At 45.5% G+C, this 26,588-nt stretch carries 18 protein-coding genes; 11 read left to right on the top strand and 7 right to left on the bottom strand.

Features of this window, described 5'->3' with window-relative positions; all coding sequences use genetic code 11:
* Positions 1–37: 37 nt before the first annotated feature.
* Positions 38–1,972: an ABC-F family ATP-binding cassette domain-containing protein gene (locus K0O23_RS15400; RefSeq protein ID WP_219878338.1), complete on the bottom strand. Its 1,935-nt coding sequence runs from the start codon at positions 1,970–1,972 to the stop codon at positions 38–40.
* Positions 1,973–2,233: 261 nt separating this feature from the next.
* Here K0O23_RS15400 and K0O23_RS15395 point away from each other — a divergent pair, with 261 nt between their 5' ends.
* The 3 genes from K0O23_RS15395 (at position 2,234) to K0O23_RS15385 (ending at position 8,419) form a co-directional block, all read left to right on the top strand.
* Positions 2,234–2,785: a 2'-5' RNA ligase family protein gene (locus K0O23_RS15395; protein ID WP_219878337.1), complete on the top strand. Its 552-nt coding sequence runs from the start codon at positions 2,234–2,236 to the stop codon at positions 2,783–2,785.
* 445 nt (positions 2,786–3,230) lie between these two features.
* A complete protein-coding gene (locus K0O23_RS15390) occupies positions 3,231–5,444 on the top strand; it encodes a catalase (protein ID WP_219878336.1) in 2,214 nt (737 codons plus the stop codon).
* Between the two features lie 362 nt (positions 5,445–5,806).
* Positions 5,807–8,419 carry a M1 family metallopeptidase gene (locus K0O23_RS15385; RefSeq protein WP_219878335.1) on the top strand — a complete coding sequence of 871 codons (2,613 nt, stop codon included), beginning with the start codon at positions 5,807–5,809 and terminating at the stop codon, positions 8,417–8,419.
* A gap of 60 nt (positions 8,420–8,479) precedes the next feature.
* Here K0O23_RS15385 and K0O23_RS15380 read toward each other — a convergent pair whose 3' ends face one another.
* From K0O23_RS15380 to hslV, 4 genes are all read right to left on the bottom strand, one after another.
* Complete coding sequence (locus K0O23_RS15380; RefSeq protein WP_219878334.1) at positions 8,480–9,751, bottom strand: outer membrane beta-barrel protein; 1,272 nt, start codon at positions 9,749–9,751, stop codon at positions 8,480–8,482.
* Between the two features lie 197 nt (positions 9,752–9,948).
* Entirely contained in the window at positions 9,949–11,211 is a 1,263-nt protein-coding gene (locus K0O23_RS15375) for a hypothetical protein (protein WP_219878333.1), read from the bottom strand.
* A gap of 108 nt (positions 11,212–11,319) precedes the next feature.
* Positions 11,320–12,291 carry a deoxyhypusine synthase family protein gene (locus K0O23_RS15370; protein ID WP_219878332.1) on the bottom strand — a complete coding sequence of 324 codons (972 nt, stop codon included), beginning with the start codon at positions 12,289–12,291 and terminating at the stop codon, positions 11,320–11,322.
* Positions 12,292–12,635: 344 nt separating this feature from the next.
* Positions 12,636–13,178 carry an ATP-dependent protease subunit HslV gene (gene hslV / locus K0O23_RS15365; protein WP_219878331.1) on the bottom strand — a complete coding sequence of 181 codons (543 nt, stop codon included), beginning with the start codon at positions 13,176–13,178 and terminating at the stop codon, positions 12,636–12,638.
* 318 nt (positions 13,179–13,496) lie between these two features.
* Here hslV and K0O23_RS15360 point away from each other — a divergent pair, with 318 nt between their 5' ends.
* From K0O23_RS15360 to K0O23_RS15345, 4 genes are all read left to right on the top strand, one after another.
* Positions 13,497–14,132: a hypothetical protein gene (locus K0O23_RS15360; protein WP_219878330.1), complete on the top strand. Its 636-nt coding sequence runs from the start codon at positions 13,497–13,499 to the stop codon at positions 14,130–14,132.
* 228 nt (positions 14,133–14,360) lie between these two features.
* Complete coding sequence (locus tag K0O23_RS15355) at positions 14,361–15,176, top strand: metallophosphoesterase family protein (RefSeq protein ID WP_219878329.1); 816 nt, start codon at positions 14,361–14,363, stop codon at positions 15,174–15,176.
* Position 15,177: 1 nt separating this feature from the next.
* Complete coding sequence (locus K0O23_RS15350; protein WP_219878328.1) at positions 15,178–15,801, top strand: hypothetical protein; 624 nt, start codon at positions 15,178–15,180, stop codon at positions 15,799–15,801.
* A gap of 769 nt (positions 15,802–16,570) precedes the next feature.
* Positions 16,571–18,451, top strand: a complete 1,881-nt coding sequence (locus tag K0O23_RS15345; protein WP_219878327.1) for a DUF4139 domain-containing protein — start codon at positions 16,571–16,573, stop codon at positions 18,449–18,451.
* A gap of 179 nt (positions 18,452–18,630) precedes the next feature.
* On the opposite strand, the gene K0O23_RS15340 is transcribed toward K0O23_RS15345, so the two are convergent.
* Together K0O23_RS15340 and K0O23_RS15335 are read right to left on the bottom strand one after the other, a co-directional pair.
* Positions 18,631–20,328 carry a pyruvate dehydrogenase complex dihydrolipoamide acetyltransferase gene (locus tag K0O23_RS15340; protein ID WP_219878326.1) on the bottom strand — a complete coding sequence of 566 codons (1,698 nt, stop codon included), beginning with the start codon at positions 20,326–20,328 and terminating at the stop codon, positions 18,631–18,633.
* An 88-nt stretch (positions 20,329–20,416) separates the two neighbouring features.
* A complete protein-coding gene (locus K0O23_RS15335; RefSeq protein WP_219878325.1) occupies positions 20,417–21,076 on the bottom strand; it encodes a histidine phosphatase family protein in 660 nt (219 codons plus the stop codon).
* Between the two features lie 59 nt (positions 21,077–21,135).
* Here K0O23_RS15335 and K0O23_RS15330 point away from each other — a divergent pair, with 59 nt between their 5' ends.
* From K0O23_RS15330 to K0O23_RS15315, 4 genes are all read left to right on the top strand, one after another.
* Positions 21,136–21,555: a hotdog fold thioesterase gene (locus tag K0O23_RS15330; RefSeq protein WP_219878324.1), complete on the top strand. Its 420-nt coding sequence runs from the start codon at positions 21,136–21,138 to the stop codon at positions 21,553–21,555.
* A gap of 518 nt (positions 21,556–22,073) precedes the next feature.
* Positions 22,074–23,252: an isochorismate synthase gene (locus K0O23_RS15325; protein WP_246597147.1), complete on the top strand. Its 1,179-nt coding sequence runs from the start codon at positions 22,074–22,076 to the stop codon at positions 23,250–23,252.
* A 203-nt stretch (positions 23,253–23,455) separates the two neighbouring features.
* Positions 23,456–25,156, top strand: a complete 1,701-nt coding sequence (menD, locus tag K0O23_RS15320; RefSeq protein WP_219878323.1) for a 2-succinyl-5-enolpyruvyl-6-hydroxy-3-cyclohexene-1-carboxylic-acid synthase — start codon at positions 23,456–23,458, stop codon at positions 25,154–25,156.
* 561 nt (positions 25,157–25,717) lie between these two features.
* Positions 25,718–26,173, top strand: a complete 456-nt coding sequence (locus tag K0O23_RS15315; RefSeq protein ID WP_246597146.1) for a DoxX family protein — start codon at positions 25,718–25,720, stop codon at positions 26,171–26,173.
* Positions 26,174–26,588: the final 415 nt, after the last annotated feature.

Below are 26,588 nucleotides of genomic sequence, written 5' to 3'. Positions count from 1 at the left end.
CGGGGTTCTTTATACTTTTTATACTTTCGGGTTATAATTACTCAGCCAGTTTCGCTTCCAGGTCCTCAACCTCCAGCATCAGCTCTTCCCACTTCTCCTGGGCCTTATCAAGCTCCACCTTTACCTTGTCAAACTTTGCGGTTACCTCCTGCAGCAGCGCTACATCGCTGTATACTTTCGGGTCGGCCATCTCGTTTTCGTGGTCTGCTAACTTTGCCTCCAGCTGCTGCACCTGGTTTTCTACTTCGCTTAGTTGCTTATTTACCTGCTTCAGCTGGTTATTTAGCCGTGTATATTCGCTTTTCTCTTTAGTCTGCTTTGGCTGATTGTTCTGCTTGCTTTCAGGTGCAGGAGCTGACTCTTTTTTAGTGTCTTTTTCACGCTTCTCCTGGAAGGCTTCATATTCATGGTAAGTGCCCGGGTACTCTTTCAGCTGGTAATCCTCAATGTACCATATCTTGGTAGCCACGTTCTCTACAAAATACCTGTCGTGAGAGATGATGATAAACGTTCCCTCATACTGCTCCAAGGCCTGTATTAGAATATTTACCGATTGCATGTCCAAGTGGTTGGTAGGTTCATCGAGCATCAGGAAATTGGCTTCTGAAATAAGCGTTTTCGCCAGCGCAACCCTTGATTTCTCGCCACCCGAAAGTACTTTGATCTTTTTGAACACATCATCGCCGGTAAAGAGGAAAGAGCCCAGCAGCGTGCGCAATTCCATCTCCGTTTTCTTTGACCCGGCTTGTTGCATCTCCTGCAGCATCTCGTTGTCCACGTTAAGCGACTCTAGTTGGTGCTGCGCGTAAAACGACATGATCACGTTATGCCCCAGTTCGCGCTTGCCTTTAATAGGCTCAGTGCCGGCAATTATGCGCAGCAGCGTAGATTTACCTTTACCGTTACCACCGATCAAAGCAATCTTATCGCCGCGCTCCACATGTACATTTGTGTCTCTGAAAATAACTTTATCGCCGTAGGCCTTGCTCATGTGCTCGAGGCGCAGTATGTGGCGGCCAGGGTGTGTGTTAAACTTAAAGCTGAAATTTACTTTAGCGGCATCAGGGGCTACATCTTCAATGCGCTCCATCCTGTCAAGTTGCTTCATTCGGCTCTGGGCCTGCTTGGCCTTAGTGGCCTTTGCCTTAAAGCGTTCTATAAAGCGTTCTGTCTGCCGGATGTGTGCCTGCTGGTTTTCGTAAGCGCCTTTCTGAATTTCATTTCGCAATGCCTTTTCCTCAACATAAAAGCTATAGTTACCGGCATATACGTTTAGCTTCGCGTTGGCTACCTCCACAATCATGTTGGTAGTCTTATCCAGAAATTCACGGTCATGCGACACGATCACGACTGCACCTTCGAAACGCTCCAGGTAAGTCTCCAGCCATTTAATGGAAGGTAGATCGAGGTGGTTGGTAGGCTCATCAAGTAAAAGCAAGGAGGGTTTCTGCAACAGGATTTTAGCCAGCATCACACGCATGCGCCAGCCACCCGAAAACGATGCTAGCGGCTGCTGCAGTTCTTCTGTAGTAAAGCCAAGCCCCTCCAGAATCGCTTCTGCCTCTGCCTGCATGGTATAGCCGCCCAGTGCCTCAAATCGCTCCTGCAAGGCTGCCAGTTTATCTACCAGGTTATCATGGAAGTTATTTTCAAACTCTACCAGTACCCTGTCAATCTCTTTTTGCAGGCTCATGGCCTCATCAAAGGCCTGCATGGCCACAGCAAGTATACTTTCGTGTGTTTCGTAGCTCAGCAAATCCTGGTTCAGGAAACCGATGGTGGTTTCCTTGCTCATTTGTATGCTGCCTCCATCGGGCTTATACTCCCCTACAATTATGCGCAGCAGCGTAGACTTTCCGGTTCCGTTCAAACCGATGAGGCCAATCTTGTCTTTAGGCTTAATGTGCAGGTTGGCATCCTCGTACATAGGGCGGCTGCCAAAGTGAAAATTCAGGTTATTGATGGAGATCATGTGCTATAGCGGGAAATTAGAATACAAAGGTACTTATTTTTGGCCGTGAGATAAAAACATAGCGCAAAGAGAAAAAGTGCTGCACCTCTGTGGCAACTTTAAAAATAAAGTGTAATATGGTGTCCCGATAACTTTATTAGCTGTTTGTAGTATAAGCCTTTCTGATTCATCGCGACAAAACTATATCGCTTATTGATTTAAACATTTATACTTTTACATCGTTTTTTTACTGATGGCCACAGGTACTAAAAGCCTTTCCTTATGATCGCAATTGCTTCGCTTTTAGATAAAAAGACTTCTGAACGGGTTAATGAGCTCACGGAGTATTTAGAGAAGAAATTCGGACTGAATGGTGTCAAAATTACTCCCTATCCGCATTTAACTTTACTTACTGCCGAGGTAGTAGACATGGAGGAACTGAAACAGTACCTGGACATGGCCAGTTACGAAACCGAGCAGTTTACCGTAAGAACTACAGGGTTGGGAATATTTCCGGGTGAAAAACCGGTGGTCTATATCCCGGTGCTCCGAACTCCCCCGCTTAACCGCCTGCATGAGCGACTGCACAAAGACATTTCAGAAATGAGTACCGAAATGGGCGTTTACTACAATAAAAACATGTGGCTGCCCCATATTACCCTGGCCCTCGGCGATACAAGCCCGGAGGTTTTAGGCCCCTTGCTCTCTTACCTGTGCCAGTATAACTTCGACTGGGAGATTACAATCGATAACCTGATCATACTCCAGCGATGCGGGGAGTATTTCCTGAAAGAAGACGAGTTCAGGTTTGGAAGACGGGAGCTGATCAGCTAACAAAGGAGTTGCTCAGGGTTTAGACCTGAAAATATAATTATCTACTGCTACTAATACTACTGCACAAGCAGTTTATACTTTTGTTACGGCTACAATAGGAAATATAAATCAACCCATCTTTAATGCTTCCATGCATACCTCTATAATACTATTGAGCCAGGCATAGCAATATAGTCTTATACTTCAGAAAAAACCCCATCAAAACTACCTCACTGCTTACATTCCTAGTTACACACACCTGCATACATCTGAAAAGAAGTCAATTTTAACCCCATTTTAATGTATTAATTCCTGCAAATAATTCAACAATACACTAATACATGCGTACTGCTTTGAAATATAGGCAGTGTTCTAAGTATAAAACACAAGAGCGGTGCTACCAGAATATACTTTTATACTTCAGGTCCTTTGATCAACTGTTTCATTTACAAGCTATAAAAAACCCATGAAGAAAAACGAAAGCGAAAACAAGCCCACCAATAATGACAAAGCCAGAACTGTAAGTCAGGACAGTAAAAAGCAACAACTGGATCCGTATCGCCAGGAAAAAGAGGGGCATTACATGACCACGGATCAGGGACTGCGCATTAACCACACCGACGACTCGCTTAAAGCAGGATCAAGGGGGCCTACCATAATGGAGGATTTCCACTTCCGTGAAAAAATGACCCACTTCGATCATGAGAATATTCCAGAGCGCGTAGTTCATGCCCGAGGTTCAGGTGCGCATGGCTACTTCCAGGCCTACGATGATTCCATGAAGAAGTATACCAAAGCCAAATTCCTGACGGACCCGAATACAAAAACGCCTGTTTTTGTGCGCTTTTCTACTGTAGTGGGCTCCAGGGGCTCTGCTGATACAGTACGCGATGTGCGGGGCTTTGCCACTAAGTTTTACACCGAAGAAGGCAACTATGACCTGGTTGGCAACAACATGCCAGTGTTCTTTATACAGGATGCAAACAAATTCGCAGACCTGGTGCACTCTATTAAACCAGACCCCGACAACGAGATGCCGCAGGCTTCTGCTGCGCACGACACCTTCTGGGATTTTGCCTCGCTGATGCCGGAGATAAACCACATGATTATGTGGGTATTATCTGACAGAGCCTTACCGCGCAGCTTTAGAATGATGGATGGGTTTGGTGTTCATACTTTCCGTTTTATTAACGAAGAAGGTAAAGCCCGTTTTGTTAAGTTTCATTGGCGCTCTACACTTGGGGCGCACTCGCTGGTATGGGACGAAGCTCAGAAACTAGCTGGTAAAGACCCGGATTGGCTCCGTCGTGACCTGTGGGAAGCGATTGATAGTGGCAACTACCCTGAATTTGAATTAAGTGTGCAGATTGTTGAGGAAGAAGATGAATTTAAATTTGACTTCGACCTGCTGGATGCCACCAAGATAATACCGGAAGAACTGGTGCCGCGCAAACCAATTGGAAAAATGGTGCTGAACCGCAACCCCGATAACTTCTTTGCAGAAACAGAGCAGGTAGCATTCCATCCGGGCAACCTGGTGCCGGGCATTGATGTAACAAACGACCCACTGTTGCAAGGCCGCCTTTTCTCTTACCTCGATACACAGATAAACCGCTTTAGCAGCGCCAACTTTGCCGAGGTGCCCATTAACCGCCCTCTTGCCCCGGTCCATAACAACCAGGAAGCAGGCTTTATGCGCCAGACTATAAACAAGGGCAAGGCAAACTATTGGCCTAACTCTATCGGCGGCGGTTGCCCAATGATGGCCCCCGAAAACCAGGGTGCCTTTGTGCACTACATGGAAAAAGTGGAAGGCCACAAGATACGCGCCCGCAGCCAGAGCTTTAACGACCACTACAGCCAGGCAACCTTGTTCTGGAACTCTATGACAGAGGTAGAGCAAAAGCACATTGTAGAGGCTGCACACTTCGAGTTAGGCAAGGTAGAATCTAAAGAGATACGCCAGCGCATGGTAGGCCACTTCTCTAAAATAGATATGAACTTTGCCAAAATGGTGGCAGCAGGCGTTGGTGTAGAAGTACATGAAAACTTTGATCAGGAGTCTACGGGCCACTACGAGGATAACGAGGCTTCGAAACAAATGAAAAATGGCAAATCTGTGAAGGAGTCGCCGGCAGTAAGTATGGAGCGGAACAAGATTGAAACTGTAAAATCGAGAAAAGTGGCCATACTTGTAGAAAACGGTTTCGACTACAACGAACTGATGCAGGTAAAACAGGCGCTTACAGACGCAGGCGCCATGGTAAAGATAATTTCTAAGTTACATGGCATGAAAAAAGCCAGCAATGGCGAGATGGTAGAAACGGACAAAAGCCATGTAACCACAGGTTCTATTATGTATGATGCTGTTTATATTCCGGACGGCAAAGAAAGTATACATACCCTGATGCGGGAAGGCGATGCGCTACACTTTATAAACGAGGCCTTTAAGCACCACAAAACCATTGCCACCTCCGGACATGGAATTGAATTGCTTCAGAAAACCTCTATTGGAGGGTATGTTTATGCAGAGCCAACATCACGTGATGTAAAAGAACACAAAGGTGTGGTAACAGCCGGCAACGATGCTGATGCAGACGAATTTGCGGAGAAGTTTATAGCTGCCATTAAAAAGCACCGTCACTGGAACCGCGAAGAAAAAATGATGGTACCTGCTTAAGGTATTTATACTTTGAAATATAAAAAGGCGGCTGGGGTATACTTCAGCCGCCTTTTTTTCTTTGTGTTCTGCAGCACCGGGTCCAACCACCCCTGCCCCTCCTTAACCAAGGAGGGGAGTTTTACTTACTGCACCAACTGCCATCAACATAGTCCAAGCAATCCTTATCTGTCATCTTGAAAAGATCTTGGTGGAAGGGAGGTTAAGCACATGCTATAGTGTTTATACTTTCGCTTAGTGTCACCCCTGCCCCTCCTTGGTTAAGGAGGGGCAGGGGTGGTTGGATACTGAACTATAACCCATCTCCCCTACCATATATCCCCTGCAATGCTTATCTTTACATATAGCACAAACTAACCTGCATGAAACAAATCACCTCATATACCCTTAAAACCTGCGCTTTATCTCTTTCACTTTTAGCCGCTGTATCCTGTAGCCAGACGGCCACGCAATCTAATGTTCTTGCCATCGAGTCAGGCGTGTCGCAGCAACTGGCCGTGTATCGCAAAAAAGTGATTAGCAAGATAAATTACAACCTGCATTTAACCATACCACCCCAAAAAAGTGACCCGATTGCAGCATCAGAGGTAATTACGCTTACACTAGCCAGGAATGAGCAACCGCTGCAAATCGATTTTAAGGAGCAGGAAAGTAACATCAAAAGTATAAAAGCCAATGGCAGGACTATACCTATTACCTTCCAGAACGAGCATATCCTGATCGACAAAAAATACCTGAAAGTAGGTGAGAACAAAATTGAAATTGACTTTATTGCCGGTAACATGTCGCTTAACCGCAACGACGATTACCTTTATACTTTGCTGGTGCCTGACAGGGCACGTACCGTTTTCCCGGTGTTCGACCAGCCCGACCTGAAAGCTACTTTTACCTTAACGTTAAGTATACCGCGCAACTGGAAAGCTCTTGCCAATGCTCCCCTGCAGGATATAATAGCAAAGGATGACCAGAAAAGTTACCGCTTCCAGGAGTCCGATACCATTAGCACTTATCTGTTTTCGTTTGTAGCCGGCGATTTTGACCTGGTTACGCGCACTGAAGCTGGCAGGCCCATGAATTTCTACCACCGCGAAACAGACAGCAGCAAACTAAAGCTAAGTATAGATCCTATCTTTAAGATACACGCCGATGCACTGTCTTTTATGGAGGACTACACAAAGATCCCCTACCCTTTCCAGAAGTTCGATTTTATAGCCATACCCGATTTCCAGTACGGCGGCATGGAGCATGTGGGAGCCATCGATTATAAGGCTTCTACCCTTTTCCTGGACGAAGGCGCCACCAAAGACCAACGTGTATCACGCGCCAACCTGATTGCCCACGAAACGGCACACATGTGGTTTGGCGATTTGGTAACGATGCAGTGGTTTAACGATGTGTGGATGAAAGAGGTGTTCGCCAACTTTATGGCCGACAAGATATCTCAGGTTACCATGGCAGACTCAAACTACGACCTGAAATTCCTGCTTTCTCATTTTCCGGCTGCTTACGGCGTAGACCGTACTGCTGGCGCTAACCCAATACGCCAGAAACTGGAAAACCTGCAGGATGCCGGCACCTTGTATGGCAATATTATTTACCATAAAGCACCTATTATGATGCGCCAGTTAGAACGCTTGATGGGAGAAGCTGATTTTAAAGACGGACTTAGGGAATACTTGAAAACGTATGCCAACAGCAACGCCACATGGCCACAGCTTATCGAAATTCTGGATGCACGAACACCTGCTGATCTGCAGGCATGGAACCAGGTCTGGGTAAACGAAACCGGTAGACCACAGTTTAACTACGAACTTAAAACAGCTGAAAATAAAATAACCTCATTTACAATTTCGCAGAAAGGTGAAGACGTCTCTGACAGGCTTTGGCCGCAGTATTTTGAAGTCGCGCTGGTATACCCTGACCGTGTAGAAGAACTGACAGTAAACATGGCTGCCCAGCAGGTAGACTTAAAAGAAGCCATAGGCAAGGAGCAACCTGATTTTATACTCTTCAACTCGTCAGGGCAAGGGTATGGACTGTTCCCTATCGAACAAAAACATGGATCGCTTGAAAGGAAACTGTTATCCATTGCAGGGCTAAAAGATCCTGTTATGCGTGCTTCAGCATATATCAACCTGTATGAAAATATGCTGGCAGGGAACGTAAACCCTGACCTGTTGCTGCACTTTACAGCAACAATGGCTGCAAAAGAAACAGAAGAGCTAAACATCAGGCTGCTAACCAACTACCTGGGTGATGTATACTGGAGGTTCCTGACAACTGAAAGGCGCAGTGAGGTAGCCTCGCTTTATGAAAAAGAGCTATGGCAAACCATGCAGAACCAAAAATCTGCCAATGCAAAGAAACTTCTTTTCAAAGCCTACCAGGATATTGCCCTGACACCGGAAGCTACCAAACGCCTGTACGAGGTATGGAATACGCAGCAAGCACCTAATGGCGTAAAGCTGACAGAGGATGATTATACTTCGCTGGCCCTGGCTCTGGCCCTTCGAGAATACCCTGATGGCAATACCATACTTGACAACCAACTGGAGCGCATTAAAAACCCGGACCGCCGGAAAAGACTGCAGTTCATGATGCCGGCTTTATCGGCTGATGTACAGGTGCGCGACGCTTTTTTCGCCTCGCTTAAAAAAGAAGAGAATCGTGAAAAAGAAGCCTGGGTAGCCTCGGCGCTTGGTTACCTGCACCACCCCTTGCGCAGCCACACTTCTGAAAAGTACCTGCGTGAGAGCCTTGAACTGGTAGAGGAAATCCAATTGACCGGCGATATCTTCTTCCCGACTAACTGGCTTCAAGCTACCTTTAGCACATATCAAAGCGCATCGGCTGCGGCTGTTATCCGGCAGTTTCTGGCGGAACGGCCTAACTACAATCCAAAGCTGAAAGGCAAGATTCTGCAGGCTGCAGATAATGTGTACAGAGCTGAAAAGCTGGTTACACAGCAGCAGTAAAAGTAAAAAAAAAGGCTGGCTGAAGAGAATCAGCCAGCCTTTTAGTTTATCATTCCAAGTCTATTTTAGCATGTACCCTACACGGAAAGATAAAGAGTTATTAATGGTTTTTATACCCGACACAGGAGAAAATCCATTTCCATTCTCGAAACGCAGCTCGGCCAGAATGTTTTTAATTTCGGCACCTATACCTACCTGTAATGATTGCTCATATTTACGAAGATCATCGGTATTCATCTTTTTTTCAGTAGTGGTTTCCTCATCATAGAATCGGTTATAAATTACCTGTCGGCTTTTGTTTGATACTAACAGATTGTGCCCCATCCCGGCCATAATGTATGGTCTGAGTTTGGTATCAGCCACTATGTAGCGCCCTAAAATATTAACGCCTACATACGCCATGTCAAAAGTTGTGGTAGTTGTCTTATAAACCTCTTCCGAAAAGCTGTTCACTTCCTTGCCTGTTCCGCTAGCTTTAAGGGGTTTATACATAATTTCAGTTAGCAGAGAGCTTCTACCCTTACGCCTCGGAAACGTAGAAATAAGCGAGACACCAAAAGTATAACTCACGCCATTATAATCTTTTCCTGAAATTGATTTGTCCGGATCGTTTTTTATGGCCAAAGAAGTATAAGTTAATCCACCACTACCAGCCAGGCGGAACGTCATTTTCTCTTCTGCTGCCTGGAAATCACCTTTTGTGCCGCTAACACAATGGTTATAGTTTTCTATAATGGTTTTTAATGATGTCAGCTTAAAGCTTACGCCAGGAATCTTGCCGGCTACTTCCGGGCAATCTGTAAGCTTGGCAGTAAGCATGCCTTTGTAAATTGCCACTTGCATATACCCCACCCTATCTCCATTCTGCTGCGGAACTGTTCTATATATCAGTTCTACCGGCGCCTCCTCTCCTTTTTTTATAAAGAAATGCTCCTGCGAATCCTGGTCGTTCAGGTAAAACAGGCTTACATTCCCTTTCACTATAGCACGAAGAAATACGGTGTCCCGTACAACTACTGGCTGACTGCCCAGCAAAACAATCTCATCCGCTTTAGCAGAAGATTTTTCAAGGTCCACAATAAAAGCCTCAAACGCATCCCCCGTAGAAAGTGCAAACCCACGGATATCCGTAACATTCAACTTCTGCACCACATAGCTGTTCTGGTCATTTCTGATTTCGATAACAGAAGGGTTCTTCTTCCAGTTCTGGTCGTTGATGTGTGCCTGCACGGTATCGCCGGTGTGCGTGAGGTAGTAACCAGCCACAAAACTTTTCTGGCCAAACGCCAAAGTGCAGGTTAAGAGTAAAAACAAGGTAAAAGTTGCCTTCATATATAGGTTTTTTAAAGTATAAAAACTGCTAAATATAAAGAGCAAAACCATCATAAAAACAGGAGGCCGGAAATTTATCTTCCCGGCCTCCTACTTATATAATTTTTAAAGTACACTGTGTCAGTAAATCTTGTCTCACCAGACTACTTATAACCCTGACAAGGAATACAGCTATTAGCTTTATAATCAATTAAATACTACTTTAAAATGTAGCCGACTTGGAAAGCAAATGTACTTCGGCTCGATCCTAAATAAACATAAGGAGAAAAAGCACTTCCTTTTTCAAACTTACCTTCGGCCAATATTCTTTTTGTACTCAGCCCAAGGCTAAAAAACAAAGCCGGCTCATGCTTGGCATAGTCCTTCATCGGTTCTTCTTGTCTTGTATTCTCTATACCGTAGTATCTTCTGTAGGTTTCCTGAGTACTGTTGTTGTAAACCATTAAATTATAAGAAACTCCAAGACTAACGTATGGCTTTATGGATGCATCCAAAATGTTGTAACGCACTGATGTATTCAATCCTGCATAACCTATATCAAATTTAGTATGTACGCTAGTGTAATTTTCCTGTCCACTGTTATTGCCTGTTTCATGCTTATTTTCAGCTTTCAAAGGCTTAAACATCAGATCATTTCGAATAGCCCATTTGGCTCGTGCCCTTGGCAAAGTTGATAGAAGAGAAACACCAACAGTGTAGTTAGTACCCTTGAAATCTTTACCAATCAAGTTAGGATAATCGGTACCTGTAAAGTCAAGTGTAGTAAAAGTGCCTCCGGCAAGTGTTACTATATTATGCTTTATTGCTTGCTTCTTAGCTGTATATGTGTTTGTTGTGCCGCTTGTGCATGTGTTGTAATCTTCTACTAAACTCATTAAAGCATTCATCTTAAACGGCACCTTGGAAATCTTTTCCGATATTTCATTGCATGCAGTGAGCTTTGCGCTAAGCATTCCTTTGTAAATAGGTACTCTGGATACACTTGTACCGCTTTCATTCTCTAAAAGTGTAACTTTATAAATCAGCTCCAACGGTGTCTCATCTCCTGTTTTCAAAAAATAATGTTCTTTTGATGCACCGTCTTTTAAATAGTATAGCTCCGCATTACCTGTTACTAATGTTTTCAGAAACACCGTATCACGCTCTATCAATGGCAGATCATCTAATTTCAGTTGGTTAAGCTCTACTGGAGACTTATCAACATCTACAATATAACGTTCATACTTATCTCCTGTGGATAAGGAAAAATCCTTAATATCTTTTACTGTTAGTTTTTGTACTGCTGATGCTGAGTTTACTTTTACTTCAATATGCAAAGGATTACGGTCCCAGTTTAAGTCGTTTATCTGTGCTTGAACTTTTTCGCCTTGCAATGTGGTGTAGGTGCCAGGCACCCAGTTTTGCTGGGCAAATGCTAAAAAGGTAAGAAATGTAAAAAGAAGAGTAAAAATTGTTTTCATAAAAAAGATTGAAGTTTAAACTCAAAAATATAGTAAATACAATATAAAACAAAAGCCCGGCAACACAGGTTGCCGGGCTTTTGTTTTATATTGTATACTTAGCGATTGTTACATATCCAGCACCAAAGCAAAAATCAGAGGGGCCACAATAGTAGCATCCGATTCGATCATATACTTAGGTGTTTCTTTACCTAGTTTACCCCAGGTAATTTTCTCGTTTGGCACAGCGCCGGAATATGAGCCGTAACTGGTTGTTGAGTCTGATATCTGGGCAAAGTAACCCCACAATGGAACACCGTCGCGCTGCAGATCCTGGTGCAGCATTGGTACCACACAAATCGGGAAATCGCCGGCAATACCACCGCCAATCTGGAAGAAGCCAATCGTAGACTCCTCTTTAGCTGTGTTGGTATACCATTCGGCAAGCTCCATCATATACTGTATACCTGTTTTAACGGTATGCACGTTCTTTACGTCGCCGCTGATCACGTGGCCTGCGTAAATGTTACCCAAGGTTGAGTCTTCCCAGCCCGGGCAGATAATAGGCAGGTTCTTTTTGGCAGCCTCCAGCATCCAGCTGTTCTTTGGGTCAATCTGGTAGTATTGCTCCAAATCACCGCTTAACAGTATCTGGTAAAAGAACTCGTGCGGGAAGTATGATTCACCGGCCTCATCTGCTTTAACCCAATACTTAAGTACCGTGTGCTCTAAACGACGCATGGCTTCCTCTTCCGGGATACACGTATCGGTAACACGGTTCAGGTGGCGGCTTAGCAACTCTTCTTCATCAGCGGCAGAAAGCTCTCTATAATGCGGCACGCGCTCATAAAAGTCGTGGGCCACCAGGTTAAAGATGTCTTCTTCCAGGTTAGCACCTGTACACGAAATCGCGTGGATCTTATCCTGGCGGATCATCTCGGCAAGTATAATACCCATTTCTGCTGTAGACATGGCACCAGCCAGCGTTACCAGCATTTTACCACTGTTGTTCAGATGTGTTTTGTACCCTTCGGCGGCATCAATCAGCGATGCGGCGTTAAAGTGCTTGTAGTGTTTCTTTAAGAAATTTGATACTTCCATAGTAGTTTGCTTTAGGCCAGTACTGCCATACATAGCAGCACGAGGCGGCAAAGGTAAGACTTATTTTGTTATTGGTTATTGGTTATTCGTTATTGGTTTTTTTGTTCTGGTAATGAGTTTCGCAATTCAATTATCGTTATTCGTTATTCGAATGCATAAGGTTAAAAATGATATTTGAAATGCCCCTCAATTTAGCCTACAGGTAAAAACAATTTCTTCTCTGCTAACAACGATTAACCAACAACGATTAACAAAATCTATCGCTCTGTAGCAGACAAGACGCAAAGTATTGCGTCTCTACATTTCCCAATAACGAATAACCAGCAACTAATAACCAACTCCTCCTACTTAGCAGGTGTTTCAATGATCAGGTTATGGTTAGTGTAAATGCAGATATCAGCAGCAATGTTGAGCGACTCGCGCACCATCTCTTCTGCCGATAAATGTGGGGCATGCTTTTTTAGTGCCAAAGCGGCAGCGTGGGCATACATACTACCCGAGCCGATGGCAGCGATCTGGTTATCCGGCTCCAGCACATCGCCAGTACCTGAAATGATGAGGAGTTCATCTTTGTTGGCAACAACCATCATAGCCTCCAGTTTGCGGAGGTACTGGTCTTTGCGCCAGTCTTTGGCCAACTCAATGGCAGCACGTTTCATGTTGCTCTGGTAAGCGTTCAGTTTTTCCTCAAAACGCTCCAGCAAAGTAAAGGCATCAGCAGTTGAGCCGGCAAAACCTGTAACAATCTTTCCATCCAACAGCTTACGGATTTTCTTTACATTGCTTTTGGCAATGTGCTTGTCCATGGTAGCCTGTCCGTCGGCACCCAGGGCTACTTCGCCGTTATGAAAAATTCCGCAGACTGTGGTAGATCTTATTTTAGTCATCTTTTTATACTTGGTCAGATTAAACATACGCAACTGCTGCATTTGGGCTGCACTTGCTGTTTGTAAAGCTAAGCACTCTTCAAACAAAAAGCCAAAGCTATACTTTGCGCCAAAATGTCCGAACCGGTGATTCGGGGGATTTTATAGATTCATTCAGAGATGACCTCACAGTGTCTTAATTACCTGTGAGTGTCTTGGTAGCTAAGAAGCAAAGCCTTTGGCGCAGGCGCTCACAGGTCTCCCGGGGTATTTCGGGACAAGTTACAGACGCTGTGAGGTCTTTTTAGCAGCTATTCTTAATTTTACTTTACACCTCCCATGCAACCATCTGCCCGTATAAAGTATCTAACAGATATATCTTACAACCATTTTATGAAACCTGGTTTATACTTTACATACCTGCTCTGCTGTATGCTGCTTGCGTTAAGCTCCTGCAAAAAAGACACGCTGCGTATTACCGAACAGACAGAAGAATGGCTGCAAACCAAATCAGACACAAAACTGAATTTTACCAGCCATACTGGCGAGAAAGAAGAGCTTACCATTTCGGTTAAAAAAGACACACGCACTTTAACAGGCCCAACCGGTGATAAAAAGTATGAATACTACCTGCTTACATATCAGGGCAAGCAAAATGATCTGGGCTTTGTAGTGCTGGCGGAAAACAATATTCTGGCTATCAGAAACATTGGAGAACAAGACTTTACTGATAATTTTGTAGCCCTTTTAACCGGCAAAACCGCTGCCGACGATTACCTGGATAAGTACCAGGTAGAAGCCGAGTTGATAAACAACCTTACGTTAGATGAGGTAACCTACGACAGGGTATTACGCGTAAAGTTTTACCTGCCGCCAGGCCGGACAGATAAGATCAATGAAGTTTACTACGCTAAAAAGCATGGCCTGGTATTTTTCCAGACAACTGACGGCCAGTTCTGGAGCCTGGATAACTAAGTTGCAGTTATACTTTATGCCAAACATAATCAGGTAATGCCTGTTTACCGCTTAACACTTTAAGTACAAACCTTCGTAAAACTAGTAATTGGTGCACCTCATGGAGTATCACTAAAAGTTTTACGTGCCAGCCTTAAAGCAGGATTAATGCTTAGAGGTGTTCCCAAATGCTATCCGGCTTTTTAGTCCGTATAGATTTTAAAATAATGCAACCGCTACCCTACAACTATGAAAAAAATGAAGTACCTGGTTTTACTCGGGCTTTTAAGCCTGGGTCTTACTTCCTGCGATGATCTTTTCGAATATCACCCCAACCAGATCAGGCTCGAAAGCCACGAACGCGACCTTACAGCGAAAAACCTTGCCCGCCTGCTACAGCAACAACCCGGCGATACACTCCGCATACTTGTAATGGGAGATACCCAGCGCTTTTACGACGATGCTGTAGATTTTGTAAAGCACGCCAACACCTTTGAAAACATTGACTTTGTGATACACCAGGGCGATATCTCTGACTTCGGTTTAACTCAGGAGCACAAGTGGGTGCACGATATTATGGAGCACCTTGAATGGCCCTACCTGACTGTGGTTGGTAACCACGACCTGCTGGCCAATGGCAGCAAAGTGTACCAGCAGATGTATGGTCCGCTTAACTATTCGTTTTCCTATGGCCATACCAAGTTTGTATTTGTAGATACCAACAGCCGCGAGTACGGTTTTAACGGCCAGGTGCCAGACATAGGATGGCTAAGCAAAGAGCTTTACCAGCGTGAAGACGAAGACTTTGCTCAGGCCATTGTAGTTTCGCATGTACCGCCACACGACGGCGACTTCGACAGGAGCCTGGAGGATGCTTACCAGAACGTGCTGGAAACGAGCAAAAAGGTTAAGCTGAGTTTATTTGGCCACATACACAACTTTCATACGGGCCACATCTACGACAATGGCATCGTATACCACGGTACTACTACTGTTAAAAAAAGAGGCTATACCTACCTTAAAGTATGGGCTGATGGTTTTGATATAAAAAGGATAGACTATTAACATGAAGCTGTTCTATACTTGTATACTATCACTGCTTCTCTGCCTCGCAACCTATGTACCTGGCTTTGCACAGGAGCAGACAGCCGATACTGTCGAGACAACTACTCTTGCCTCTCCTGCTGCTTCTGCTTACCACCTTAAAGCACAGTTTGCCGGCGGCATTGGTTTTTTATCGGCTGGCGTAGGGCGTACTTTCTTTAACGAAAAACTGGAAACTGACCTTTTTTTGGGGTACCTACCTGAAAGTATAGGTGGCGACAGGATTGTAACTTCTGCCATCAAAGTAACTTACCGGCCTGTTAAACCAATACAGTTAAAGGCCATAGACTGGCAACCACTACGGATTGGAGCTCAGGTTAGCTATACTTTTGGTAGCGACTATTTTGTAAAGGAGCCCGGCGATAAGTATATAAAAGGCTACTATGGCTTCCCGACTGCCCTGCACGGGAGTATACTTTTAGGCGGACAGATAGACTTTACCAGGATTAACAAGCTAAATAAATTCTCAGCATACTATGAGTTTGGCTCCAGTATGGAGTATCTTATTTCCTACATCCAAAACCCAAAATACCTGAGCCCTGCCAAAATCTTTAAACTGGCGCTGGGGGTCAGGATGAGGCTGTGATTGTAGTTTATATTTAATTTTCTATATTTAACATAAAGTCTATTCGGCTTATCTGTTAAAATTGACAGATAAGCCGAATAGACTTCCGTTTAGCTACTAGTTGGCCGTGATTGGGATTATTTTCAGATTTTAAAAGTGGCGTGTCTTTCAGGCTTTTCAGGGGCTGGAGGGCATCAAAGGCCACTAAAGCGGGCAACGCTCAGAAAAAGAGCCAAAGGAAGAAATGGAGTTTCTGACCCGAAGTCTTGCCTGGGCGGTGCCGGGAGAAAGCCTCGGCTTTCGGACGGGGGCGTCCAGGCAAGACTTTGGTGGGGCGAAGTTATACTTGGGAAATGACAAAGTCAAGGGGCTAGCTTCGGCACGGGTGGCTCTTTTCCAGAGAGTTGCCTGCAATAGAGAGGCCCATGATAGAGTCAGTCTTTCCTTTGGGTGGCCAGCCCGGAGCCCGACGCCTCTGGCAACGTCGCCAATACAACATTAACGGCATTGCCTGCGGCTAAAGCGCCACTTAAAAAGGAATTTAAGAGGAGAAAATAACCCAACCATGCAGGTTGTTCTCCCTAAATAAAAAAAGAAAAAATTACTCGCAGTCCTTACTTGGAAAAAGGGAGAACAACCTCGTCCAACACTGTCTAGATGCCATTGGAGGAATCTTGCAGAGCACAGCGACCCTCCAACGAAACACCATCTAGACTAAACGTTACTCTAAAAAAATTTCCCAAAGATTTATGGAATAGATGTCAAGTCAGCATCATAGTATAAAAAGCCTATGAGACTTGCATTTACTATCCTCTCACTTTTCCTGGTTACGCAGGCATTCTCCCAGACCTTTAAGGAGAAAGAGTTAAAAACAGAGATCAACGAAGTGACGGTGTTCCTGAACGGAGCGCAGCTATTTGAATCCGGAAACACCACTATTCCGCCCGGAAAAACCATCTTAAAAATCAGGAACCTTTCGCCGTACCTTGACGAGAAAAGCATTCAGGTAAAAGCCAGTGGAGATTTTACAATCCTATCCGTAAACCACAAATTCAATTTTCTGGATGAACTAAAAAAGGACGAAAAAATTGACAGCCTGAACAAGTTGGTCAGCGACCTGGAACTGGCTATTTCGCGCGATAAAGCCAGACTATCCGTTCTGAAAGAAAAGCTGAGCTTGTTAAACGAAAACAAAAATTTAGGAGGACAGAATGCGGGAGCCACCATCGTTCAGCTTAAACAGGCCATCGAATTTTATGAAACAGAGATCTCAAAGATCAAAGAGGAAGAGATAAAAACTGAAAACAAAATAGAAGTAAAGAAAAAGCAACAGGCCAAACTGCAGCAACAGCTTAAGGAGTTAAACAACCAGAACGCTTTGCCAGGCAGCGAAATCGAGATCAGGGTCAGTTCTGAGAAACAAGTTAATTCTAAAGTAAGCCTTACCTATTTAGTTGCAAATGCCGGCTGGTATCCGAAGTATGACATCCGGGTAGAAAACATCAAAAGCCCACTGGAATTAACCTATAAAGCCGAAGTATTCCAGAATACCGGCGTGGATTGGAAGAATGTAAAACTAAGATTTTCGAACGGCAACCCGAACCAAAGCGGAATGGTTCCTGAGTTACAAACCTGGAACCTGAACTATGCCCGGAACACTACTTTTGAAAACTCGCTTTACGGAATGGCTATGGCTGGTGCAATCAGGAACGTGAAAGGCACGGTAATAAGCGCTGAAGATGGCATGCCGATACCGGGGGTAAATGTTGTTGTGAAAGGGACCACCATTGGCACTGTAACCGACGTAAATGGAAACTACAGCCTTACCTTACCAAACAACGCTACCACGCTAGTATTTTCTTTTATTGGAATGGTAACCCAGGAGATGCCCATCACCAGACCTGAACTACGTGTTAGCATGCGGACTGATGTAACCCAATTATCAGAAGTTGTGGTAACCGGCTATGGCCTTGAGAGAAGTTTACTGGGAAGGGCTGCCGGCGTTCAGATCAGGGGTAGTAAAAGTATAGCTAATCCCGTCCCGACGACGGTGATAGAGAACCAGACAACAGTTGAAATTGAGGTGGCAACTCCCTACTCCATTAAATCGAATGGGGAAAAGCTTCAGGTTGACTTGAAAAAGCACCAGATAGAGGCTATTTATGAATACTATGCCATTCCCAAATTAGACAAAGACGCTTTCCTGGTTGCCCAAATAATTAACTGGGACCAATATAATTTGCTTGAGGGAGAGGCAAATTTATACTTTGAAGACGCTTATGTAGGCCGCACGGTGCTGGACGCGAAGTCCTTACAGGATACGCTGGGCATTTCGTTGGGCAGGGATAAGAACATTGTTATTGGCCGGGAGAAAGTAGAGCAGTATTCAAGGAAAAAAACGATTGGCAGTAACGTAGTAGAGACACGCGGATTTAAGATAACTGCTCGCAATAAAAAGTCGCAGCCTGTAAAGCTGACAATCTTCGACCAGATTCCGGTGTCGGTAATAGGTGACATTAGTGTTAACCCTGTAGAGCTATCATCGGGGCAACTTGACATCAAGACCGGCAAAGTGACCTGGGAGTTAACCATAGACGGACAACAACAAAAGGAGATCAATCTCCACTACGAGGTGAAATACCCAAAGCGGGAGAAAGTTATTTTGGAGTAGAAAGGTAACGAGATCAATAACTAAAAATTCTAGGTTAGAAGGAAGCCTTTGCTGATTACACTAACCTCAAACCTGTAAAACGAAAAAAAGCCTCTCCGTTCCCGAAGAGGCGTTTTCATGTTAGTTCTATATTCCCAAAGGTCTATTGTCCTTTGTCAATAAATCTTTTGTCCGGAATCTTACACCAGTATTCTCACCGGGTTCTCCAGCAGGTTCTTAAACGTTTGCAGGAAGGCAGAACCCACGGCTCCGTCTACCACGCGGTGGTCGCAGCTTAGCGTCACCTTCATCACGTTGCCGATCTGGATGTTGCCGTTCTTCACCACAGGCGTCTGCTTAATGCCACCTACAGCCATAATACACGCATCAGGTGGGTTGATGATGGCCGTAAACTCCTCGATACCGAACATGCCCAGGTTAGAGATGGTAAAAGTGTTACCTTCCCAGTCTGATGGCTGCAGTTTCTTGCTCTTGGCTTTGCCGCCCAGGTCTTTCACCTCGGCTGCAATAGCAGAAAGCGACTTGTAGTCGGCGTTGCGCACAACCGGTACCAGCAGGCCTTCTTCTACCGCCACAGCCACACCAATGTTAATGTGCTTGTTGTAACGGATCTTATCACCCAGCCACGACGAGTTAACCGCAGGGTGCTGGCGCAATGCAGCAGCAGCAGCCTTAATTACCAGGTCGTTAAACGATACCTTAACCGGAGATACTTCATTTATACTTACACGCGCTTCCATCGCCTTGTCCATGTCAATTTCCATGGTCAGGTAGAAGTGCGGAGCAGAGAATTTACTTTCGGCCAGGCGGCGGGCAATTACCTTACGCATCTGCGATACAGCTACCTCTTCGTAAGAGTCGGCAGGTGCACCTGGTATAGCCTGTGCAGCACTTGGCGCAGCCTGAGGGGCAGCAGCCTGCTGTGGAGCGGCAGATGGCTTAAAGTTCTCGATGTCGCGCTGTACAATGCGGCCACCCTCGCCGGTACCTTTTACCTGGCTCAGGTTAATGCCTTTCTCACTGGCCATTTTCTTAGCCAACGGAGAAGCCTTGATACGGCCATTGCCTTCTGCAGCGCCGGCTTCAGCACCTTCGGCAGGTACTTTTGTTTCTTCTACTTTATCTGAGGTTACTTCCTCCACACCGGCTTCAACAGCTTCTTCAGTTTCTGTGGCTTCTTGTTTACCAGAGCCTTCCACATCTAAAAGTGCCTTGTAGTCAGCACCTTCTTCACCGATAATGGCAATCACAGCATCAATGGCAACTGAGTCGCCTTCGTTAACGCCGGTGTAAAGCAGCGTACCGTCTTCGTAAGACTCCAGCTCCATCGTAGCTTTGTCAGTCTCCACTTCGGCCAGAACGTCGCCAGATTTTACTTTATCGCCAACTTTCTTCAGCCAGCTCACGAGCACACCTTCTGTCATGGTATCGCTCATTTTTGGCATCCGGATAACGTTAGCCTTAATGTTGCTGGTATCTACTGTAGTTTTAGCCGGAGCCTCTGCTTTAGCGGCAGCTGGCTTGGCTTCTTCTTTCTTCTCTTCTTTAGCGGCTGGCTTAGCCTCCTCTGCTTTTTCTTCTTTAGCAGCCGGGGCACTACCGCCTTCAATTTCGCTTAACAGGCCGGAAATATCCTCTCCCTCTTTACCGATAATAGCGATCACAGCGTCTACAGGTACAGATTCACCTTTTTTCGGACCGATGTAAAGAAGTGTGCCATCATCATATGACTCCAGTTCCATGGTTGCCTTATCGGTTTCCACTTCGGCCAGTATATCGCCGGAACTTACTTTATCACCTTCTTTTTTCAGCCAAGATGCAATCACCCCCTCAGTCATTGTGTCGCTCATCTTAGGCATCTTTATTACTTCAGCCATAGTATCGTGTTGTTTAGTCGCCTGTTTTAGGTCAATTCTTATCCGCCCAAAATTAGACCTAAAAATATTTTATTCAAACTATATGGGGCTAATTTGTTCTTAGCTGCTGTAAGCTATCTAATTCCTGTGCATTTTCCTTCAGGTGAGAGGTGTCGCAGTACTTTTTTACCACGAACATACTGCCCGTAAAATCGAGCTGGTACAGGCACAAATTCTGGTGCAGAAACTCGTCCATGCAGCGCAGCGGGTAGTGCAGTAAATTGCTTAAAAGTATGCGCATAGCACGGCCATGCATGCAAATAAGTATAGTCTTTTCTTCGGGCCGGCTTAGGATGAGGTCGATAAAAGGCCTTTGCCTTGCCGTTACCAGGTCAGGGCTCTCCCCTCCTTCTATGCACACGCTCGTATTTCCTTCGCACCAGGTTTGCAGTATGTGGTGGTAATAGGCATCTTCTTCAGGTGTGATGCGCTGCCCTTCGCGGTGGCCCCAGTTTATCTCATTTATACCTGCGTGCTGCTCGTGGGGTATGCCCAGGTCCAGAAACCCTTGCACAGACTGTATGCTGCGCTTCAGCGTGGAAGTATAAACTTTATCGAAAGGCAAGTCTTTATACTTCTGAAAGAACATCGCAGCCTGCTGCTGCCCCACCTCGTTTAGATTAGAGTCAACACCGCTGCCCTGCACAATGCCCTGCTGGTTAAAGTCTGTTTGCCCGTGGCGGATAATGTATACTTTCTTAATACTCAAAATTCTTCTACTTTTGCCTGATTACTTGTTTCAAAGTGCGAATATAGACATCGCTGCGTATGCACAAAACTCCTATTACGTTAGATACCCTTAATGAGTGGCGAAAAAACACCATGGTAGAGCACCTGGGCATTGAGCTGACCGAGTTCGGGGATGGGTACATCTGCGGTAAAATGCCTGTAGACCATCGTACGCACCAGCCCATGGGCCTGCTGCATGGCGGCGCCTCTGTTGCCCTGGCCGAAACGCTGGCAAGTATAGGAGCCAACATACACGTAGATGCAACAACAAAAGCCTGCGTAGGTTTAGAGATAAACGCCAACCACATCCGCAGCGTACGCGAAGGTTGGGTATACGGCAAGGCAACGGCGCTGCACATAGGCAAAAGCACCCAAGTATGGGAAACGAGGATCACAACTGAAGCTGGTGATGTGGTGTGCATCAGCCGCATGACGGTAGCGGTTATTGACAGAAAGTAGTTATTGGGTGTTGGTGGTTTTTGGATGTAGAGACGCAATACTTTGCGTCTTGCTTGCAACAGGGCGGTAGGTTTCGTGATTGATGATTGGTTGATTGAAAATCAGTTATTGTATTTTTTAGCTGTTTCATTTTTATTTATGGCGCGGGAATTATTCCCGTGTCCTACCAATAATGTTGAGTCTCTGACTCCACTGGCCTGGAAGGCCAGGAAATAGCAGGATAATAGCGAGGACGCCCAGAAACAAGTTCCGAACCTGCGATTTAAAAAGGGGACAATCATTCACGAATATTCCACTCTTGAGAGGGGTTGAGGGTGTGTTTGGCAACGGCTTAACCTCCCTTCTACCAAGATCTCCCGAAACGAGTTCGGGATGTACCACTTACAGGATGACAAAAGAAAAAGTAGTAGCCAAGAGTCCTCCTTTGAAGTCGCAGATCCCGGACTTGATTCGGGAGGAGCAAGGGGATGACGAGCCAGGAGAAAAACAGTACAGCATTATACTTTAAAAGATTTACAATGGGTGCAGAAACCCAACATCACACTTTAGAGCAATTCTTTGGTACAGCCATCGTGCAGAATAAGGCAGTGGCCGCGTGGCGTTTGCCACTAACTGAGCAGGTACAGGCATGTATTTCGTTGCAACAGAATATCACCACAAACCAGCCAAACCTGGAGCAGAGCCCTTTTGGTTTCCTGTTTTGCCCCTTCAACATCACAGAGCAGGAACATCAGCTATTCATAAAAGCCGACTTATACTTTGATGCCGCAACCGGAAGTATGACCACTACTGCGGATGCCCCTGCAGAGGCCGCCCAGAACTTTACAGCAGCGCTACAAAGTATAAATCAACCTACATCAAACTGGCACAGTTCAGCCACAAACCAGGCCTCTTACCAAACAGAGCTAGGCTTTAAGGGCGCCGTAGAAAAAGCAATTGCAGCCATTACATCCGAAGAGATGGAAAAGGTGGTACTCTCACGAAACTACAGCGAAAAACTGCCTGCCAACTTCTCTCCTGTCGCTGCTTTTGAGGCCATGCTGCAGGCTTACCCAAACGCTTTTGTTTCGCTGGTTTCGGTGCCGGGTGTTGGCACCTGGATGGGAGTCTCGCCAGAGGTACTGGTAAGTATAAACGAGGAGCAGATCTTTAAAACCGTGGCCCTTGCCGGAACGCAGCCAGCCGTAGAAAAAGTAGGCGATGCCATCTGGCGCCAGAAAGAAATCGAAGAGCAGGGCATGGTAGAGCGTTACATCCTGAGCTGTTTTAAAAGCCTGCGCCTGCGCGAGTACACCGAGGTTGGCCCTAGAACTGTAATAGCCGGTAACCTGATGCACCTGCGCACCGATTTTAAAGTAGACCTGAAAGAAGTGGATTTCCCGACGCTGGGTACAGATATGCTCCGGCTGTTGCACCCCACCTCTGCGGTTTGCGGCTTACCTAAAGAGCCGGCCCTGCAATTTATACTTTCCCACGAAGGCTACAACCGCAGTTACTACAGTGGCTATTTGGGTCCGGTAAACAGCCCTGCCGGCACACACATATTCGTAAACCTGCGCTGCATGCAGGTACGCGACCAGGAAATCATACTTTATGCCGGCGCTGGCATTACCGGGGAATCGAACCCCGAAAAGGAGTGGCAGGAAACCCAGCACAAAATGCAGACAATGCGAAGAATACTGGTTAATTTTGAATGAGCGGTTGAGTGAATGAGTGAATGTTTAGAATTTCTTATTTTGTCATCTCGATCGCCGGAGAGAGATCTTTACAGAATTCTATAGAGATTTCTCATTACTTTCGAAATGACGATTAAAGGGAATAACCAATGCTCAATCAAACAGTTGAAATTATCATTCCTAAATTCACTCACCCACTCATTCACTAATTCACTCATTGAAAAATGATCATCCAACCTGTTGTAAACATTGCTGAGATTTGTGCCCGGAAAGGCGTTGAGAACGTGTTGCTGTCGCCGGGGTCTAGGTGTGCGCCGCTCACGATTGCCTTTGCACGGCATGGCGGTTTTACAGTGAGAACGGTGAGTGACGAACGTGCCGCAGCTTTTATAGCCCTGGGCATGGCGCTTACAACAGGAAAACCTACAGTGCTGGTTTGCACATCAGGTACGGCAGCTTTAAACTACGCTCCAGCGGTTGCAGAGGCATATTTCCAGCAGGTACCGCTGCTTATACTTACCGCCGACAGGCCCACTGAATGGATCGATCAACTGGACGGGCAAACGATAAGGCAGCAAAATGTTTTTGGTCAGCATATCAAACAGAGTTATACTTTCCCGTTGGACGTAACGCACCCGGATGCTATTTGGCATAGCGAACGCATGGTGTCTGAGGCCTTAAACGAAGCAGTGGCCTACCCTGCTGGTCCGGTGCATATTAACGTGCCTTTGCGTGAGCCCTTCTACCCTGCCCCCGGCGAAGAAGTAAAGTATGATGCAAAAGTTAAAGTAATTGAGGAAGAAACCCAAGAGTTTATACTTTCTCAGAACGTTTCGCTGAAACTGCAGGAAGAGATCCTAAAGTATAGCCGTGTGCTGGTGGTGGCCGGCCAGCAAAAGTATAATCTTCACCAGTTGCAAAGCCTTTATGCTTTCACGCAGTCCACAGGTGCCATATTGGTTGGCGATACCATCAGTAACATCCACGAAATGCCAGGTGCTGTGCGCTACCAGGATGTATTCCTTTCGTGCCCGGATGCGGATAAGCTGAAGCTGTTGCAGCCAGACCTGCTTATTACTTTTGGAAAGTCTGTTATCTCTAAAAGTATGAAGCTTTTCCTGAGAAAGTATAAACCGGAGGCACACTGGCACGTTCAGCCAGCCGGTCAGGCAGCCGATACGTTTCAGGCGCTTACTAAAGTTGTAAGATGCACCCCTCCTAGCTTTTTCTATAGCCTGGCAGGAAGTATAAAAAACAAGGCCGCCTTTACAAAAGCTTGGCATGGCATGAACGAAAAAGCTGGTGAATTTCTGCAAACTTATACTTCCAATGCGATTTACAGTGAGTTAAGTGTAGTGGCTAAAGTAATGCAGCAACTGCCGGTAAAAAGTAACCTGCACCTGGCCAATAGTATGGCCGTTCGCTATGCCAACATTATCAGTTTAAAGCCTGAGCAGGAAGTAGAAGTATTTGCTAACCGTGGTACCAGCGGCATAGACGGCAGCACCAGCACCGCTGTTGGCTGTGCACTCTCCGGCAAAAAAATAAACACACTGCTTACCGGTGACATGGCCTTCTTTTATGATCGTAACGGATTATGGCACAATTATCTACCAGACAACCTGCGCATTGTGATCCTGAACAACCATGCAGGAGGAATTTTCAGGTTAATAGATGGCCCGAAACAGCAACCAGAACTAGCTACCTACTTTGAAACAAAACAGGCACTGAACGCTGAAAACACAGCACGCGATTTTGGGATGAAATATATGGCAATTCATACTTTAGAAGAGTTAGATAAAGCTTTGCCTGATTTCTTTGCTGCCAAAGCAGGTGCCAGTATACTTGAGATCTTCACGGATAGCCCCGATAATGCAGAGGTATTTGAAAAGTATAGAAGGGCCATCAGAGGTATAGAGTTTTAGGCTGTTTACTGTTTCCCCGATTTTCTGGCGCGGGTGTCCAACCCGTGCCTACGGTGCGTGCGAGTCTCCAGACTCGCTTGTGCAGTTCTGGGCCCTTCCTCTACCCCTCCGAGGAGGGGAATTCCGCACATGAGTAAATATTCCCCTGTTGGGAGCAGGGCCGTTTCATTCTCTTTTATTCTGTCATCCTGAATGTGGTACATCCCGGACTTGCTTCGGGAAATTTTGGTTGCTGGGAAGAAAGCTTAACCTCCCAGCAACCAGGATCCTTTCAAGATGACAGAATGACAGAAGTTTTTGACCTCTTTTTATCAGAATGAAACGGCCCTACTCTCAAGAGGGGAATCTCCGCCTTTACTTTAGACAAAGTATAAACTTCGTAGCCACAGCCTTCGCGCGGACTGGTCGCGATCTGTCCCTACAAATCAGAGCTATACCTTATTTATAATTATTGCAGCAATACCTGCCAGTAAACACTATTCCATAAAACAACGTCCAAAATAAGCTACAAATCGTTTAACTAATTAAAAGACAACATGTTTCACGTATCAATTTTCAGCCATGAATCTAACACACGACATGCACCGCGTAGAACGCTGGGCTGATACCCACCATCCTATCTGGATAGATTTTCTGAGAATAGGGCTGGGTATTTTTTTAATGGTAAAAGGCATTATTTTTCTGGGTGACTCTGAAGCCATATTTGCCATGCTGCGCAAGAGCGAATTCCCTTGGGTATCCATTGGTTTAGCACATTATGTGGGCTTTGCACACCTGGTTGGCGGCCTTTTTATCGCTATCGGACTTATTACACGGGTAGCTATACTTTTCCAGTTGCCAATTCTGCTGGGCGCCGTATTTTTTATAAATCCGGAGCGGGGCTTTTATTCAGAAAACACAGAATTATGGTCATCCATCATCGTACTGATCCTGTTGATCGTGTTCCTGATTTATGGCTCAGGTAAGTTCTCAGTAGACCGCCTGATCCGCAAACCTAAAAAGGACTGGTTGTACTAATCCTGCGCCTGGTTCTGACTATACTTTAAATGGCAATCTGCCACAGGGAAAACTACGTGCCCATATTTTTATACTTCACTATTCTGGTAATTACTCATTCCTCACTAATAATTAATTCAGGTTGCGAGATGTGAAGCTTATAAATTTCATCTGCTCTTGTAAACCCACTCCTAACCCTTGCCAAGAGGGGAATTACATGCACGAGTGATATTCCCCTCTTGGCAAGGGTTAGGAGTGGATAAGTTATCAGCAGAGAATCAATAATCATTCATCATTACTCACCACTCTTTATTAATTAACTCAAGTTGCGTGATAGTACACGCGGTTTAACACAAAAAATCTGTTCTGCCAGCGGCTGTTGTACGTTTTAAAGTTTGCAGACTTAATTCGTAACAGCCATGACAGAACAGACCAT

Source organism: Pontibacter aydingkolensis (assembly GCF_019443125.1).
Taxonomy (GTDB): domain Bacteria; phylum Bacteroidota; class Bacteroidia; order Cytophagales; family Hymenobacteraceae; genus Pontibacter; species Pontibacter aydingkolensis.
This window is presented reverse-complemented; position numbering and strand designations above follow the sequence as displayed.